The organism is Streptomyces sp. NBC_01197 (genome assembly GCF_036010505.1).
Taxonomy (GTDB): Bacteria; Actinomycetota; Actinomycetes; order Streptomycetales; family Streptomycetaceae; genus Streptomyces.
In genome coordinates, this window is the sequence record NZ_CP108569.1 from 210,199 (window position 1) to 224,793 (window position 14,595).

The following is a 14,595-nucleotide window of genomic DNA, read 5'->3' on the forward strand; positions in this document are numbered from 1 at the left end:
CGGGGCCGTGCCCCTGCCCGGTTGCGCCCGGGCAGCCCGTCAGGCGCGGTGCGGGCCCGGGTCGCTGGTGCTCGGGCGGCCGTTCTCCAGATGGCCGGACCAGCGGCGGCGGAATCCGCTGTCGCCGTGTCCCGCATCGGTGACCGAGATGTCGTACCAGCCGGAGTGCTCACGGACCGGCAGGGTGACCTCGGTTGAGGCACCAGCGCGCAGTTGGTGCGAGGTGCCGTTGTCGCTGCCGTAGGCATCGGCCACCCGGACCGTACGCGTGGTGCGACCGTGGTTGGAGACCTTGACCCGCACGCGCTCGCCGCCCTGGTGGGCGAATGCGGCACGCAGCGCGTCGTCCGAGGAGCCCGCGAACTCGCAGAGCGTGCCGTTGGGGCCGTAGGCGGAGAGCTGGTACGCCCCGTCGGTGGCGGCCGTCCGCCAGTAGTCGCTCAGGGTGTCGCGGGCGGAGACGGTGTAGCGGCGCGGAGCTGCCTCGGGCTGCTTGCGGTCGTACACGTAGAACGCGGCGCCGGCCCGACCGCGGTTGGCGAACTCCAGCTGGAACCGCCCCTGGTGGGCCTCGCCCTCGTTGACCTGGACGTCGTACGGCAGCGCGCGGGCGCGGCGGACGCCGGGTTCCTGCGCGGGCATCTGCTGGTCCAGCGGCACCTGGTACGGCTTGCCCGACGAGACGATCGGAGCGGGGACCTGGAGCGAGACGGGCGCGGGGTCGGCGCCGGAGAAGTCGAGCGCCGATGTGAGGTCGCCGCAGACGGAGCGGCGCCAGGCGCTGATGTTCGGCTCGTGGATGCCGAACCTGGCCTCCAGGAACCGCAGCACCGATGTGTGGTCGAAGGTCTCCGAACACACCCAGCCGCCGCGCGACCAGGGCGAGATGACCAGCATCGGCACCCTCGGGCCCAGGCCGATCGGCTGGCGCCCTCCGGGGTCGGCGCCGGGCACGAGCGGGCTCATCTCCCCCGGGTACTTGCCGAGGTCGAGGATCTCGTCGCCGAGGCTGCGGACCAGGTCGCGGGAGACCATGCCCTGGGCGCCGGGGGCGCTGCCGACCGGCGGCATGGGCGGCACCACGTGGTCGAAGAGGCCGTCGTTCTCGTCGTAGTTGACGATGAAGACCGTACGGCCCCACACCTCGGGGTTGGAAGTGAGCGCTTCGAGGACGAGGTTGATGTATGTGGCGCCGTCGGTCGGTGAAGCGGACGGGTGCTCGGAGTACTTGTAGGGCGGGACGATCCAGGACACCTGGGGCAGGGTGCCGTGCTCCACGTCGTCGCGCAGCTCCTTGAGCGTGTGGTCCGAGGCCCCCTTCTCCACCAGCGGTCCGGTGGCGCCCTCCGCCACCTGGTACTGCTCGAAGAACATCAGTGAGTTGTCGGTGTAGTTGTCCGTGGGGCTGCCCGGCTCGCCGGTGCCGCCCTGGTACAGCTTCCAGCTGACCTTCGCGGCCTCCAGCCGTTCCGGGTACGTCGTCCAGGTGTAGCCGTTGGTGTTGTTGCGCTCGCCGAGTCCGGGGCCGTTGGGGCGGCGCCCGTACACATTGCGCGGGTCGCAGGTGCCGCTCCACAGGTAGATGCGGTTCGGCGCGGTGTCGGCGTGCACCGAACAGAAGTAGGAGTCGCAGATGGTGAACGCCTCGGCCAGGGCGTAGTGGTAGAGCAGATCCTGCCGCTTGAGGTGGCCCATGGTGAGGGCGTCCTGCTTCTGGTTCACCCACTGGTCGTGGCGGCCCTCGTTCCAGGCGAGGTGTCCGCTGCTCCAGCCGTGGTCGGTGCCCGCCTGGTACTCGGTGGTGCTCTTGGGGTCGATGTACCAGGGCAGTACCTCGGTCGCGGTGTCCGGCAGCCCGCGCGCATGGTAGCGCGCGGTGTGGGTGCCCGCGGCAGGCTGGTTCCAGACGGGTCTGCCGTTGGGCAGCAGGGCGGGGCGCGGATCGCCGAAACCGCGTACACCGCGGAGGCCGCCGAAGTAGTGGTCGAACGAACGGTTCTCCTGCATAAGGATCACCACGTGGTCGACGTCCTTGATCGACCGGGTGCGGGAAAGGGCGGGCATGGCCATTGCCTTGCCTATCGCCCCCGGGAAGACCGAGAGCGCGGCGGCCGATGCGGCGGTCGCGCCGCCTGCCTGGAGGAAACGCCGACGATCAAACGTGGCCATGTGGCTGCAACCTTCTGTTGGCAACAAGGGACTTTCGAACACGTCCGATCATTCAGGACCGTATCCGCCGCTGGGTAGCCCTCTGGAGGCCACCGGGTGATCGAGCGGCCAACTCTGCGTTCGCCGAGGCCCGGGCGGGCAGGCCGCTGTGCTGCGGGAATGTCGCCGGGACGTGAGGAATCAGGCATCGCGGCTCTCGCGGGACGCCGCTGCGAAATCCGTCGCCGACGGGGCGGCCGGCCCACATTGCGTGCGGTTCATCGTGAAGTACCGCGTAGAAAAGGCTGATTCCGCCGGGCTTACTGGATATCGGAGGGTGCGCGGTGAGACGCCCGGTCCGCACCATCGGTTTTTGCCCAAGCTGTGTCCGAAACTATTCGTTCACCCTGCTGAGCGTCTCGGAGATCTCGACAACGGCACATCCACGCCCATAGCGTCTCGCCCATGACAACCCCCCCGGAAGACCGGAGGTTCCGGCGTGAGATGGCCGTGGCCCACAGGTCTGGATGGCATCTCATCGACTTGCTCAGCGCACTGCCCGAGCCAGGCGATTCACTGATGGTGACTATCCTGGGCGAGCCCGTCGTCGTCTGCCGCAATGCCGCCGACGGAGAGCTGGAGGCATTCCGGTGCCTGCGACGACCACGTGGCGCGCCGCAGCCCGTCCGGTGCGTCATACGATACGGAATGATCTTCGTGAATCTCCAGCAGAACGATCACGAAGACATATCGGCCGAGACCCTTCGAACGGCTACTCCCCAGAGCGCCTGAGGCGATTCCCCGTCACAGCAGATCGCCCGGGTGCTCTCCCCGGACAGCGGCGCCACCGTGACCTGAACACGGTGGCGCCGCTGCGGTTTTCCGGCTCACCGGCAGAGCGCCGGGCCGGAACGCCGGTGCCGTTCCCAGAGGCACCGGCTGGCCAGAAAGTCAGGAAACCATGAGCAGACGGCTCTCCACTCCGATGTACTCGCCATTGACCCCGTCGGCGTCGGGCGACGCGAGCAGCTTGACGTTCTTGGCTGCCGCGGCGACCAGTGACGCGTCGGCCCCGGTCTGCCAGACGGATGCCGGGTGCGTGGTGCCGCGCACCGAAACACGCTGACCCCGAGGTGAGTTGAGAGTGACGACATTGCAGGTGATGCCGTGAAATGCCTCGTCGCGGGCCAGCCGGCTGACGAAGCCGCGCAGCGCCGCCTCGGACGTACTGCCGAACTGCCGGGCGGAGAGCCCGTCCTGGGCGGAGGTACACAGGAAGATGATGCGTCCCTGGCCGCTAGTCCTGAGGGCGGGCACGGCCCTGCGGATCAGCCGGAAGGTGCCGATCATCCGGTTGTCGGCGACGGAGACGAACCGGTCGTCCCTCAGCATCAGATCGCACGACAGGTCGATGGAGGCGATGACGATCCCGACGGGCCCGTGCCGCTCCTCCACGAGAGCGAGCGCCCCGTCGATCTGCGACTCGTCCGTCACATCACACGCCACAGCCAGGTCCGGCCCCGCGGGTGCGTGCGGGCCGGAGTACATCGCGGCGACGCTGTCCCCGCACTCTTGCAGCGCCTTGATGATCCCCTGGCTTACCTCACTGTGTCCATCAACGATGAGCACGGACCGCTGGGATGGCATTGCAAGTCCCCTACCTTTCGCGAATGCAGCAGACACTCTGCATTGTTCACCTGCGACAGATCAGAGTCTCGCGGCCATCGAGCGGTCTTTCCACGCAAAAGACCTGCAGATAATTGTGGGCCCGCCGCACGGCGGGCAGTTACGGGGGAAATATGACACTCTCGACCCAGGACGCGGCAGCCCTGCGCACGCTGCTGGAGAGCCGGCGGGCAGCCATCGCGCCCGAGACGGTGGGCTATACGGAGCGGAGCGGAGCCGGCCGCCCGGTGAACGGGCTGAGCCAGGAGCAGATAGACGCACTGACACACCGGGCCCGTGGCACCTACGGGCGCCTCATCAACGGGCCGGAGCACCGCCCCAATCCGGCGTATCTCGGCGATCTGGCCCGGTTACTGAGAATGACCGAGCAGGAGTGGACAACGCTGTACTGGCTGACCCGCCGCGAGGTCCCCGCCCCGCTCCACAACACCTCCGGCATGGAAGTCCCCGGTGCCTGGAAAGCCGTCGAACTGATCCACGGCGTCATGGCCTATCTCGTCGACTCCGCCTGGAACCTGATCACTTGCAACAGCGAGTACAAGGAACTGTTTCCGAGTGGGGAGGCTCCACAGAACGCACTGATGTTCATGGCGGTCAGCCCCGAACGGCATGCCCTGCTGCTGGACTGGGAGCGCAGCTGGGCGCCTTTCGTGCTCGGCCAGTTGCGCCGGGCGACCCAGGAGCGCCCGGAGAACAAGGACCTGGCCCGGATCGAGGAGAGCGTCCTGCACGATCCGGTGGCGGGACCTCTGTACGAGGCAACTCCCTTCCTGGCCCTGCCTTTTCCGGACGGCGCCCAACGCCCCATGTTCCACCCTCAGATGGGCGAGGGGATGGTGAACGTGTGCGCCGCGGAGCCGGTCACATCGATGGGCTCCCGGCTGATCCTGCTCTCTTTCCAGCCCGGCCCGCCGGGCGAGCACCGAAGGAATGCCGACCTGCGGGCGGCTCACAATTCGATCGGCCGGCCTGCTTCCTGATGGAGGATCGCACCAGTCCACCCCCGCACTTCACAGGTGATCAGACTGGGTAACTTTCGTGAAAGATGTATCGCACTGGCGTACGTTGTTCGTACATGTAATCGAGCACTAATGGGAGACACCCATGCCCGCCTACGTCAGCCGTCCCGCGATCGTTCTGCCTGAGTTCGAGGTCAGCACACGCGAAATCATCGACGACATCGCACGGAACCACCCGGACGACCCGCGGCTGAAGGTGTACGAGCGGGTGATCAGCAATCTCCAGGTGGACAAGCGGTACTTCGTGGCCCCCCTGGACTCGCCGGCCATCTCGGGGGACGCGGACATCACGGAACGCGTCGGCACCGGTTACGGACACGCCGTACGCATGGGCGAACTGGCCGCGCGGAAGGCAATGGAACAGGAGGGTGTCCAGCCGTCAGAAATCGGTGCCATCGTTACCTCGCACTCGACCACATGGGGTGTTCCGGGCCTCGATGTGCTGCTCTGCAACGCACTTGGGCTTCCGATGCGGACCCGGCGCATCGGGATGACCACGCTGGCCTGCGGCGGCGGCATACAGGCGCTCATCCGCGCGGTGCAACTGGCCGCCGCCGAGCCGGGCACGAAGGTCCTCGTGGTCGTCTCCGAAGTGATCAGCTCCGTATACAACCACCGCGACACGACAATGCAGTCCATGATCTACAAAGCGCTGTTCGGGGATTCCGCGGGCGCCTGCGTCGTCTCCACGACCGCTCCGGGCACACCCGGAATCCGTATCGAGGATCCCGTGAGCGCGAACACCTTCGAACTCCTGCTGCCCGATACCGAGGACCTGTACAGCGGGAAACTCGATACCAGCGGACTCCACTTCGACAGTACGAAGGCGGGCCAGAAAGGCGCCCTGGACTCGATGCCGTACGTGCTCGACTGGCTGGACCACAAGGTGCCGGACTGGGCCGTCATCCATCCCGGGAGCCCCAGCATCATCACTGATGTCGCCAAGAGCCTCGGGCTCACCGACGAGCACACCCGGCATTCGCGCGCGGTTCTGGCCGAGACGGGAAATCTGGGCGGGATCAGCGTGCTGGCCGTCCTGGACAAACTGCATTCCGCGCCGCCCGCCGCGGGCGAGTCGGGCGTCGCGCTGGCTTTCGCGCCGGGGTTCGCCACCGCCGCCCTGCGCTGTTCATGGTCCGCTCCGGCCGGGGACTGACGGAGCTCACAGCGGCTTGCGCGCCCTGACACCCAGGACGACAGGGGTGGGCGCCCCGTGCTCAGTGAACCCTTCCAGCACGAGTCCCGCGTCCAGGAAGGCCTGAAACAGGCGGGGCAGCGGCAGATGCCCCGCCCCGACCTTGTCCCGCAGACCGTGACCGGTCCAGGACTCCGTGGTCCAGCGGCCGTCGAGGTACCCGGGCCCGATCACCACCGCGCCGGGGTCGCTCCGGTCGGCGAACCCTCCGCAGAAGCAGGGGTGGACGCCGATGTGTACGAACACTCCGCCGGGACGCAGAACCCTGGCGACCTCTCCGAGCACCGCCGGGTAATCGGGCATGTCGGTATGGACCATCACGGCGACGGCCGCCGGAACCGCGCCGCCCAGGACGGGCATCCGCACGGCGTCGGCCTGCGCCACGGGCAGCCGGCCGCGGGCATGTCCCAGCATCCCGGCCGAGAGATCCACCCCGACCGGTGTCCAGCCGAGACCGCGCACCCGGTCGGCATGGACGCCGGTCCCACAGCCGACCTCGAGGCAGACACCGTTCCCTCCGCCGAGGAGCCCTGCCAGCAGGCCGCCCAGGGCCCGGGGGTTGCCGTCGGAGGTCTCGGCGTCCCCCGCGCCCAGGAATCCCGCTCGTACCAGTCGGCTATCCGGTCGTATGCCGCTTTCGGCGCCACGCACGTACCCCTTCCGTCCGTTTTCACTGCGGCTGCCGCCCGGGTACGGCCGCCGACCCGTTCCCTGCCCTGATCCATGGATCCCCCCCCGATTCCGCCCCGGGCGCAATCGCCCCGCGCCCCCTCCCCACAGCCAACTCCGAGCCGGAGCCGGTGGCTGACGGGGCGTCGCCACCGCGCATGCGCGGCCGGAAGCGGACTTGCCGCCCCTCCGCCCTCTTGACCGGGCACGGTCAGCTACCTGAGTGTGTGGTGGGCCCGCCCCGCAACCCTTTCGCAGGAGGTACACGTGAGACGTTGGAAGACTCGCGGCGCGGTCGCCGCAGTCGCGGCGCTCCTCTTCGCCGGAACAGCAGCTCCGGCCTCAGCCGCTTTGACAACGTTGTCCAACGGTTCCGCCACTCCACCTGGCGCCCAGCTCGTCGATGACCCCGCCGACTACGTGGACCCGCTGACCGGTACCGGAAGCGGTGGCTCCACCGTGGGAGAGATCAACAACTTCCCTGGTCCCGCCACCCCGTTCGGCATGATGCAGTTCTCGCCCGACACGGTCGGTTCGTACGCCGGTTACCAGTACCACAGCGACACCCTGCGGGGGTTCAGCATCGATCACGCGTCGGTCGGCTGCACCGCCTTCGGCGATGTGCCGATCCTGCCGGTGACAGGCGACATCGGCCCGGCGCCCTGGAACAGGACCGAGCACTTCTCGCACACCGACGAGAAGGCGGAGCCGGGGTACTACGCGGTCACCCTCGCCGACTCGAAGGTGCGTGCCGAGCTCACCGCGTCGACCCGCACCGGGCTCGCGGCGTTCACCTTCCCCAAGGGCGCGGACGCGGCGCAGGTCCTGGTCAAGGGCGGTGCGAGTCTCGCGGGCGACAAGCGGGCCGATATGCACGTCGTCGGCGACCGGCAGGTCACCGGCTCCGCCACCACCGGGAATTTCTGCGGCAAGGGGAACGAGTACACCGTTCACTACGCCATCACCTTCGACCGCCCCTTCACCGCCCACGGCACCTGGGACGGCAAGACGGTGTCGAAGGGCAGCGACACGGTGAACGCGCCGAAGGCCGGCGCCTATCTGACGTTCGGCACGGCCGGGACCGGCACCGTGCGCGCCAAGATCTCCATGTCGTACGTGTCCGTGGACGGCGCCGAGGCCAACATGGCGTCCGAGGTGCCCGGCTGGAGCCTCGACAAGCTGCGCGAGCAGACCCGCGACCGGTGGACGTCGGCGCTGCGCAAGGTGCGCGTCGCGGGCCGGGACACCGGTCAGCTGAAGACGTTCTACACCTCGCTCTACCACTCGCTGATGCATCCGAACACGTTCAATGACGTGGACGGGCGCTACATCGGCTTCGACAACAAGGTCCGCGAACTTCCCAAGGGCCGCACCCAGTACGCGAACTTCTCGGACTGGGACACCTGCCGCTCCCTCGCCCCGCTCCAGGCCATGCTGTGGCCCAAGGAGGCGAGCGACATGGCGCAGTCCCTGGTCAACGACGCCGAACAGGGCGGCTGGTGGCCGCGCTGGCCGTTCGCGAACGGCTACACCGGGCAGATGACCGGCGACAACTCCGTAGCGCTGATCGCCAATCTGTATGCGTACGGCGCTCGTGACTTCGACCTCAAGACGGCACTGAAGTATCTGGTCAAGGGGGCGACCACGGTGGACAGCACGCCCGGCGCCTACCACGAGCGCCCCGACATCGCCAACTACGTCGAGCGGGGCTACGCGCCGAACAACGACGCCTCACGCGGCGACCACCAGCGCGTCGGTGGCTCGGTGACGCTGGAGTGGGCGATCGACGACTTCTCCATCGCGCAGCTCGCGACCGCGGCCGGGGACAGGAAGACCGCCCGGACGTTCACGCTCCGCAGCCAGAACTGGCAGAACATCCTCAACCCCGCGACCGGCTACCTCCAGCCACGCGGTGAGGACGGCCGATTCCCCGACGGCCCGGGCTTCCAGCCGCCGCCGGCCGGCAAGTTCGGCCAGGACGGCTTCGACGAGGGCAACGCCGCCCAGTACAACTGGCTCGTCCCGCAGAACACCGCTGGACTGATCACCGCCATGGGCGGCCGCGAGACGGCGTCCCAGCGCCTGGACACGTTCTTCACCAAGCTCAACGCGGGCCCCAACGAGCCGTACATGTGGGCGGGGAACGAGATCGACTTCGGGGTGCCGTGGGTCTACGACTACCTCGGTCAGCCGTGGAAGACGCAGAAGGCCGTACGGGACGTGGCCACCACGCTTTTCAGCCCCACGCCGGACGGCGAGCCGGGCAATGACGACCTGGGCGCCCAGTCCTCCTGGTATGTCTGGGCCGCGCTCGGTGTGTATCCCTCGACGCCGGGCACATCCGATCTGGCCGTGCACAGCCCGCTGTTCGAGCGCGCCGTGCTCGACCTGCCGGGCAAGGGCGACCTGGACATCCGCGCCCCGAAGGCGTCGGCGAGCACTCCGTACGTCCACGATCTGAAGCTGGACGGCCGCGACTGGGAGCGCACCTATCTGCCCAAGTCGGCGGTGTCCCGGGGCGGGCGGCTGGACTTCACGCTGTCCGGGACGCCCGACACCCACTGGGCGACATCGGCGGCGGCCGCGCCCCCGTCGTACCGCACGGGCGAACGGTCCTTCCTGGCGAACGCGACCCCCAACCAGGTCACCTCGGCGCCGGGCGGCGACGGCGCCGAGGTCACGGTCGACGCGCAGCGGCTCGCCGGACACGACCACAGCCTGACCGTGACCGCTTCGCCGCCGAAGGGTCTGACGGTCTCCGCGACCACGGAACAGCTCAAGCTGGACCAGGCAACCGGTTCGGGGAGCGTCGGCCTGACGGTCGAGGCGGGGCCGAAGACACCCGATGGCTACTACGAGGTTCCGCTGACCGTAGGGGGTTCCGGGAAGGGGAACACCGTACGCCTCTCCGCGATCGTGCTGGTGGCGGCGGACGGCAGCCCGGCTGCCGCGTACGACAACACCGGGCTCTCCGACGACGCGGACCACGGGCAGGCCGACTTCGACGGCGCGGGCAACAGTTACTCGCGGCAGGCGCTCGCCGCCGGGGGTCTGAAGAGCGGAGCCCGGGTCGAGGCGTCGGGCACGTCGTTCGTGTGGCCCGCGGCTCCGCAGGGGCGCCCGGACAACGTGGTCGCGGACGGCCGGACGCTCGATCTGTCCGGGAGCGCCAAGGACGCGAAGCGACTGCTGTTCGTGGGCTCGGCCACCAACGGGGATCACCAGGACAGCGCGAAGGTGACCTTCACCGACGGCAGTACAGGCACGGCTGATCTCTCGTTCGGTGACTGGACGCTGCCGGGCGGCGGTACGGATCCGGTCCTCGGGAACACGCTCGTGGCACATTCCGCGTACCGGAACCAGCCGGGTGGCACCGGCGGCGCGGCGGACGTCTTCGCCACCGCGCCCTTCAAGGTGCCGGACGGGAAGCAGATCAAGAGCGTGACGCTGCCGAAGAATCCGCAGCTGCATGTGTTCGCCGTCGGGCTCGGCTGACGGCCCGTACGGAGCGGGAGGGAGCGTCTACCGGCCTCGCCGGTAGACGCTGCCGTCCCTGGACCGGGTCAGCAGGGCCGACTCCACGAGGTAGCGGCGCAGCGCGGCGCAGTCGTCGTGCACGGTGCGCAGTGCGTCGTTGACCTGGGGCTCGGTGTACTCCCGGTCCCGCTCGAACAGCGTCTCCGCCAGGTGGCCGAGCAGCTGTTCGCGGCGCGCGGGCTTGCGGGGGATCGCGGTGACGCGGCCATGGGAGAACAGCGCCATGACGCCGTGAGAACCGCTGGATACGTTGTCGGACATGGCCGGAAGCCTCCCGCACCGGACGTTCGCGGGCAACGCCTTTTCCGGCGCCACCGCTCTGCGCGGGCCCCGGTGCCGGAGGTTCAGCCGACTGTGGTGCCGCCCTCTGAGGACCCGCTGTCTGTGGGCCCGCTGTCTGTGGGCCCGCTGTCTGTGGTTCCACCGGCTGTCCGGGCGAGCAGTACCTCTTCCTCCTGGGCCGGGTAGCCGCGATGGATGGGAGGTTCGCCGCGTTCGCGGTCCCAGGCCAGGACGTCCGCCGCGGTGACCTCCAGCGGTGTCGCGGGCAGACCGGCCGCCCGCGCTCTGGCAGGACTGCGCTGCTGCGTAGGCCAGTTGGGGCGTACCAGGGGGAACATCCGCGCCCCCGCCTCCGGGGGCACCGGCACGATCTCCACCTTGGTACCGGCGGCCCGCGCGCAGGTCTCGATCAGCGCGCCGAGCGTGGTCGGCTCGGCGGGGCCCACCGCGTGGAACACACCGGGCCGGTCGTCCGCGAGCAGGCGCATCACGAGAGCGGCCAGATCGCGGGAGTCGATGACCTGCACGGGCTGCGCCGGGTCGGCGGGCAGAGCGATCCGGCCGCCGCGTGCGGCCCGGCGCACCCAGTAGGTGAAGGTGTCCGACGGGTCGTGCGGTCCTGCGACCTTTCCGGGGCGCACGATCGTCGCTCGGTTGCCGTACCTGGCCAGGACGTCGTCCTCGCAGGCCACCTTGGCGGGGCCGTAGGTGTCCTCGTCCAGCAACTCGGTGCTGTGCACGTCCCGTACCGGTGCGCGGCGCGGCGTGTCCTCGTCCGAGCCGGGCTCCACCCCCGAGCGCTGGTACACCGCGTGGCTGGAGATGAACAGGTACCGTCCGCCCCGGTCCCCGATGGCATCCATGGCCTGGCCGACATGGCGCGGGACATATCCGCTGACGTCCACGACCGCATCCCAGCGGCCGTCGCGCAGCGCAGCGTAGTCGTCCGTGTCGCGGTCGCCGATGCGCCGGGTCACCCCGGGGAAGAGATCCGTCCCGGTTCTCCCCCGGCCGAACAGGGTCACTTCGGCCCCGGTGCGGAGGGCCTCCTCCACGATGGCGCGGCCCACGAACGACGTACCGCCGAGAACAAGAAGATGCATAACTACCCATCCTATCGGCGGCCACCATCTCCAGGTGCCGGGTGACGGACGTCGGGTCACGGGACGCCAGGTAGCGGGTTTCGAGTCACGGGTGCCCGAGCAGGGGCCCCTCGTCAAGGGGTGTCGCCCTGCCAGTCCCAGAGCAGCGCCCCGGCGACGCGCGGGCCGTACCGCGCGTGGCCGCCGGGGCCGTGGGAGCCGATCTCGGTCGCCAGGGCCGCTCCGTCCGTGAGGCGCGGGCCCGGCCAGCCGGTGACGTCGAGCAGCAGGCCGTCCAGCGGTCCGCCCACCAGTTCCCGGTACTCGCGGCCCGGCCGCGGGCCGGGGTCGGGGTCGTCGTGGTCCGCGCCGTACACCCGGCGCCAGGTCTGTCCGTTCATGCGGTTCAGCATCTCAGCCACCACTGACAGTCGACCCGGTGTGGCGGCGTACGGCAACCGGCCTCCCCCGCTCGCTCCCTCCGGGAGCCGGTGCGTGGCTGCTGGAGCATCGACCGCGACCATCGTGATCCGACGCCTCATCCGCGAAGCCTGGACCAGCCAACGCTGGGACACACGGCCGGCCCGCCAGCCATGACGCCTTGTCCTCTACCCGCGGAATCTCCCAGGCCAGGCTTTTACGCCAACCCTCCGGAGTAAATCGCGTGTTAATTCTTCCGTCGCGTTGACAGAAAGTGATCAACCGGCGGACCATGCGTCCATGACGGAACCGACCGATGCCTTGCAGCGCCTGCGCAGGGTCAATGAAGCCGCCGTCCTCGGTGAGCTGCGCCGCTCCGGCGGTCTCAGCCGTGGCGAGCTGAAGGTGAGGACCGGTCTCTCCCGTACCACCCTGTTCGCGATCGTCTCCGACCTGCTGGAGCGCAAGGCGGTCGTGGAGCAGCCTGCGGCGGACTCCGAACTGCCCCGCGGACGTGGCAGACCCGCCCTGGAGATCTCGCTCAACGCGCGCGGCGCCGAGCTGATCGGGATCGACCTCCAGCGCAACCGGATCCATGTGGTCATCGCCAACTGCGCCCATGAGGTGGTCGGCAGGTTCAGCGCCCCGCTGCCCGTGGGCAGCGGTCCCGCAGAGCGGGCCGCGCAGGCCGTCGCGGCGGTCGGGGAACTGGTACGGCGGGAGGGGATCAGTCTGGCGCCCGTCGAAGGAATCGGCCTCGGTCTGCCCGGTTTCGTCCAGAACCCGGCGTCCGGGGACCCGCACCGGAAGACGCCGTTCGCCGAACACGTCGCCGCCGCGCTCGGCAGCCACTTCGGTGTTCCCGTCGCCACGGAGAACAACTCACGCCTCGCCGCACTGGCCGAAGTCACCTGGGGCGCCGCCCGGGGCCAGGACAACACCGTCTTCCTCGCGTGGTCGGACGGGGTCGGCGGCGGGCTCGTCGTGAACGGTGTGCTGGTGCACGGCGCCCACGGCGCGGCCGGCGAGATCGGCCACACCAGCTGCGATCCCGAAGGACCGCTCTGCCACTGCGGCGGCCGGGGATGTCTGGAGGGCGTCATCCGGATTCCGGTGCTGCTGGCCGCCTGCGCGGAGCGCGGTGTGGAGGTCGGGGACGCGGCCGGGCTGATCGCGCTCGCCGCCGAGGGGCAGCCGGACGTGGCCGCCGTGCTGCGCGGCGCGGCCACCACGGCGGGCCGGGTCCTCGCGGCCCTCGCGGCCCATGTCGACCCCGAATGCATCGTGGTCTACGGCGAACCGGCCGCCCTCGACGCACTGGTACTGACCCCGATCCGGGAGCAACTGGCGGCCCTGTCCCTGCCGTCCGCTCCCCGCACCATCACCGTGTGCGGTTCGGCACTCGGCGCCGACGCGGCCGCGCTCGGCGGCGTGGCGCTGCTGCTCCGCACCACCGGCCAGGACGTGGACGAACTGCTCGACCGGCGGGTCCCCGGAGCGGCTGAGGAAGATCGGAACGAGGTCGGCAGGCCCGGAGCAGAGACCACGACGACCGGCACAGACAGCAAGGAGAGCGTCCGATGAGTGCGTGCTGCGGACCGGCACGGGGAACGGCCCCGGCCCCCGGCGTGACATCCCTGTCCGCTCCCCCGGCGGACTTCGCCGTACCCGACCGCCGCCCCGCCGATGTGCTGCGCGGCATGGTGCCCGTCGCGGGCGGGCCGTTCCTGATGGGCGGCGAGGACACCGACGCGTTTCCCGCCGACGGCGAGGGGCCGGTCAGGGAGGTGACCGTCGGCGCGTTCCACATCGACGCGGCGTGCGTCACCAACGGCAGGTTCGCCGCTTTCGTGAAGGCCACCGGATACCGCACCGAGGCCGAACTCATCGGCTGGTCCTACGTGTTCGGCTCTTCCGTCCCCCCGCAGGCGCGCCACGCGGTGCTGCCGGGCACCGTCCCCGGAGCCCCCTGGTGGCGGGCGGTGGCCGGCGCGTACTGGCGCGCCCCCGAGGGCCCGGGCTCATCGGTCGGGGACCGCAGGGGCCACCCGGTGGTTCATATGTCCTGGAACGACGCGAACGCCTACGCCCGCTGGGCGGGCAAGCGGCTGCCCACCGAGGCCGAGTGGGAAAAGGCCGCCCGCGGCGGCCTGGCCGGGGCGCGCTTCCCGTGGGGCGACGAACTGACACCGCGCGGCAGGGACCGCTGCAATATCTGGCAGGGTGATTTCCCCGTGCGCAACACCCGTGCGGACGGCCGCACGGGCACCGTCCCGGCCACCGCGTACGCCCCCAACGGCTATGGCCTGTACAACACTTCGGGCAATGTCTGGGAGTGGTGCGCCGACCGTTTCAGCCCGGACTGGCACAGCGCCGCCCGCCCGGAGACGCGTACCGACCCCACCGGGCCGCCCACCGGTGAGAACCGGGTGCTGCGCGGCGGTTCGTACCTCTGCCACCGTTCGTACTGCAATCGCTACCGAGTGGCCGCCCGTACCTCGAACACACCCGACAGCACGACGGGGCACGGGGGGTTCCGCTGCGCGCTCTGAGCTTG

The 14,595-nt window shown here is 69.8% G+C and carries 12 protein-coding genes; 6 read left to right on the top strand and 6 right to left on the bottom strand.

Going from position 1 to position 14,595, the window contains the following annotated elements:
- Nucleotides 1-39: 39 nt before the first annotated feature.
- On the bottom strand, nt 40-2,169 hold the full coding sequence (locus OG452_RS01020; protein WP_327293666.1) for a phosphocholine-specific phospholipase C: 2,130 nt from the start codon (nt 2,167-2,169) through the stop codon (nt 40-42).
- A gap of 444 nt (nt 2,170-2,613) precedes the next feature.
- Between OG452_RS01020 and OG452_RS01025 the strand changes: the two genes are divergently transcribed.
- On the top strand, nt 2,614-2,940 hold the full coding sequence (locus OG452_RS01025) for a (2Fe-2S)-binding protein (protein WP_327293667.1): 327 nt from the start codon (nt 2,614-2,616) through the stop codon (nt 2,938-2,940).
- Nucleotides 2,941-3,099: 159 nt separating this feature from the next.
- On the opposite strand, the gene OG452_RS01030 is transcribed toward OG452_RS01025, so the two are convergent.
- Nucleotides 3,100-3,795 (bottom strand): SDR family oxidoreductase, encoded by a 696-nt coding sequence (locus OG452_RS01030; RefSeq protein ID WP_327293668.1) that lies wholly within the window; start codon nt 3,793-3,795, stop codon nt 3,100-3,102.
- Nucleotides 3,796-3,947: 152 nt separating this feature from the next.
- Between OG452_RS01030 and OG452_RS01035 the strand changes: the two genes are divergently transcribed.
- Nucleotides 3,948-4,814, top strand: coding sequence for a helix-turn-helix domain-containing protein (locus OG452_RS01035; RefSeq protein WP_327293669.1), 867 nt, complete (start codon nt 3,948-3,950; stop codon nt 4,812-4,814).
- Nucleotides 4,815-4,938: 124 nt separating this feature from the next.
- On the top strand, nt 4,939-6,009 hold the full coding sequence (locus OG452_RS01040; protein WP_327293670.1) for a PhlD: 1,071 nt from the start codon (nt 4,939-4,941) through the stop codon (nt 6,007-6,009).
- A gap of 6 nt (nt 6,010-6,015) precedes the next feature.
- Here OG452_RS01040 and OG452_RS01045 read toward each other — a convergent pair whose 3' ends face one another.
- Nucleotides 6,016-6,699 carry a class I SAM-dependent methyltransferase gene (locus OG452_RS01045; protein ID WP_327293671.1) on the bottom strand — a complete coding sequence of 228 codons (684 nt, stop codon included), beginning with the start codon at nt 6,697-6,699 and terminating at the stop codon, nt 6,016-6,018.
- Nucleotides 6,700-6,984: 285 nt separating this feature from the next.
- Between OG452_RS01045 and OG452_RS01050 the strand changes: the two genes are divergently transcribed.
- Nucleotides 6,985-10,212 carry a GH92 family glycosyl hydrolase gene (locus tag OG452_RS01050; RefSeq protein WP_327293672.1) on the top strand — a complete coding sequence of 1,076 codons (3,228 nt, stop codon included), beginning with the start codon at nt 6,985-6,987 and terminating at the stop codon, nt 10,210-10,212.
- A gap of 27 nt (nt 10,213-10,239) precedes the next feature.
- On the opposite strand, the gene OG452_RS01055 is transcribed toward OG452_RS01050, so the two are convergent.
- The 3 genes from OG452_RS01055 to OG452_RS01065 form a co-directional block, all read right to left on the bottom strand.
- Nucleotides 10,240-10,515 carry a DUF2087 domain-containing protein gene (locus tag OG452_RS01055; protein WP_327293673.1) on the bottom strand — a complete coding sequence of 92 codons (276 nt, stop codon included), beginning with the start codon at nt 10,513-10,515 and terminating at the stop codon, nt 10,240-10,242.
- An 83-nt stretch (nt 10,516-10,598) separates the two neighbouring features.
- On the bottom strand, nt 10,599-11,639 hold the full coding sequence (locus OG452_RS01060) for an NAD-dependent epimerase/dehydratase family protein (protein ID WP_327293674.1): 1,041 nt from the start codon (nt 11,637-11,639) through the stop codon (nt 10,599-10,601).
- A gap of 113 nt (nt 11,640-11,752) precedes the next feature.
- Nucleotides 11,753-12,019 carry a hypothetical protein gene (locus tag OG452_RS01065; RefSeq protein WP_327293675.1) on the bottom strand — a complete coding sequence of 89 codons (267 nt, stop codon included), beginning with the start codon at nt 12,017-12,019 and terminating at the stop codon, nt 11,753-11,755.
- Nucleotides 12,020-12,338: 319 nt separating this feature from the next.
- On the opposite strand from OG452_RS01065, the gene OG452_RS01070 reads away from it, so the two are divergent.
- Both OG452_RS01070 and OG452_RS01075 read left to right on the top strand, forming a co-directional pair.
- Nucleotides 12,339-13,622, top strand: a complete 1,284-nt coding sequence (locus OG452_RS01070; RefSeq protein WP_327293676.1) for an ROK family transcriptional regulator — start codon at nt 12,339-12,341, stop codon at nt 13,620-13,622.
- Complete coding sequence (locus OG452_RS01075) at nt 13,619-14,590, top strand: formylglycine-generating enzyme family protein (protein ID WP_327293677.1); 972 nt, start codon at nt 13,619-13,621, stop codon at nt 14,588-14,590. Before OG452_RS01070 ends, OG452_RS01075 begins: the two co-directional genes overlap by 4 nt.
- The last annotated feature ends 5 nt before the right edge of the window (nt 14,591-14,595 follow it).

Coding starts and splice junctions, on each gene's coding strand:
- OG452_RS01020 (WP_327293666.1), bottom strand. CDS start 2,169: ATGGCCACGTTTGATCGTCGGCGTTTCCTCCAGGCAGGCGGCGCGACC.
- OG452_RS01025 (WP_327293667.1), top strand. CDS start 2,614: ATGACAACCCCCCCGGAAGACCGGAGGTTCCGGCGTGAGATGGCCGTG.
- OG452_RS01030 (WP_327293668.1), bottom strand. CDS start 3,795: ATGCCATCCCAGCGGTCCGTGCTCATCGTTGATGGACACAGTGAGGTA.
- OG452_RS01035 (WP_327293669.1), top strand. CDS start 3,948: ATGACACTCTCGACCCAGGACGCGGCAGCCCTGCGCACGCTGCTGGAG.
- OG452_RS01040 (WP_327293670.1), top strand. CDS start 4,939: ATGCCCGCCTACGTCAGCCGTCCCGCGATCGTTCTGCCTGAGTTCGAG.
- OG452_RS01055 (WP_327293673.1), bottom strand. CDS start 10,515: ATGTCCGACAACGTATCCAGCGGTTCTCACGGCGTCATGGCGCTGTTC.
- OG452_RS01060 (WP_327293674.1), bottom strand. CDS start 11,639: ATGCATCTTCTTGTTCTCGGCGGTACGTCGTTCGTGGGCCGCGCCATC.
- OG452_RS01065 (WP_327293675.1), bottom strand. CDS start 12,019: ATGAACGGACAGACCTGGCGCCGGGTGTACGGCGCGGACCACGACGAC.
- OG452_RS01070 (WP_327293676.1), top strand. CDS start 12,339: ATGACGGAACCGACCGATGCCTTGCAGCGCCTGCGCAGGGTCAATGAA.
- OG452_RS01075 (WP_327293677.1), top strand. CDS start 13,619: ATGAGTGCGTGCTGCGGACCGGCACGGGGAACGGCCCCGGCCCCCGGC.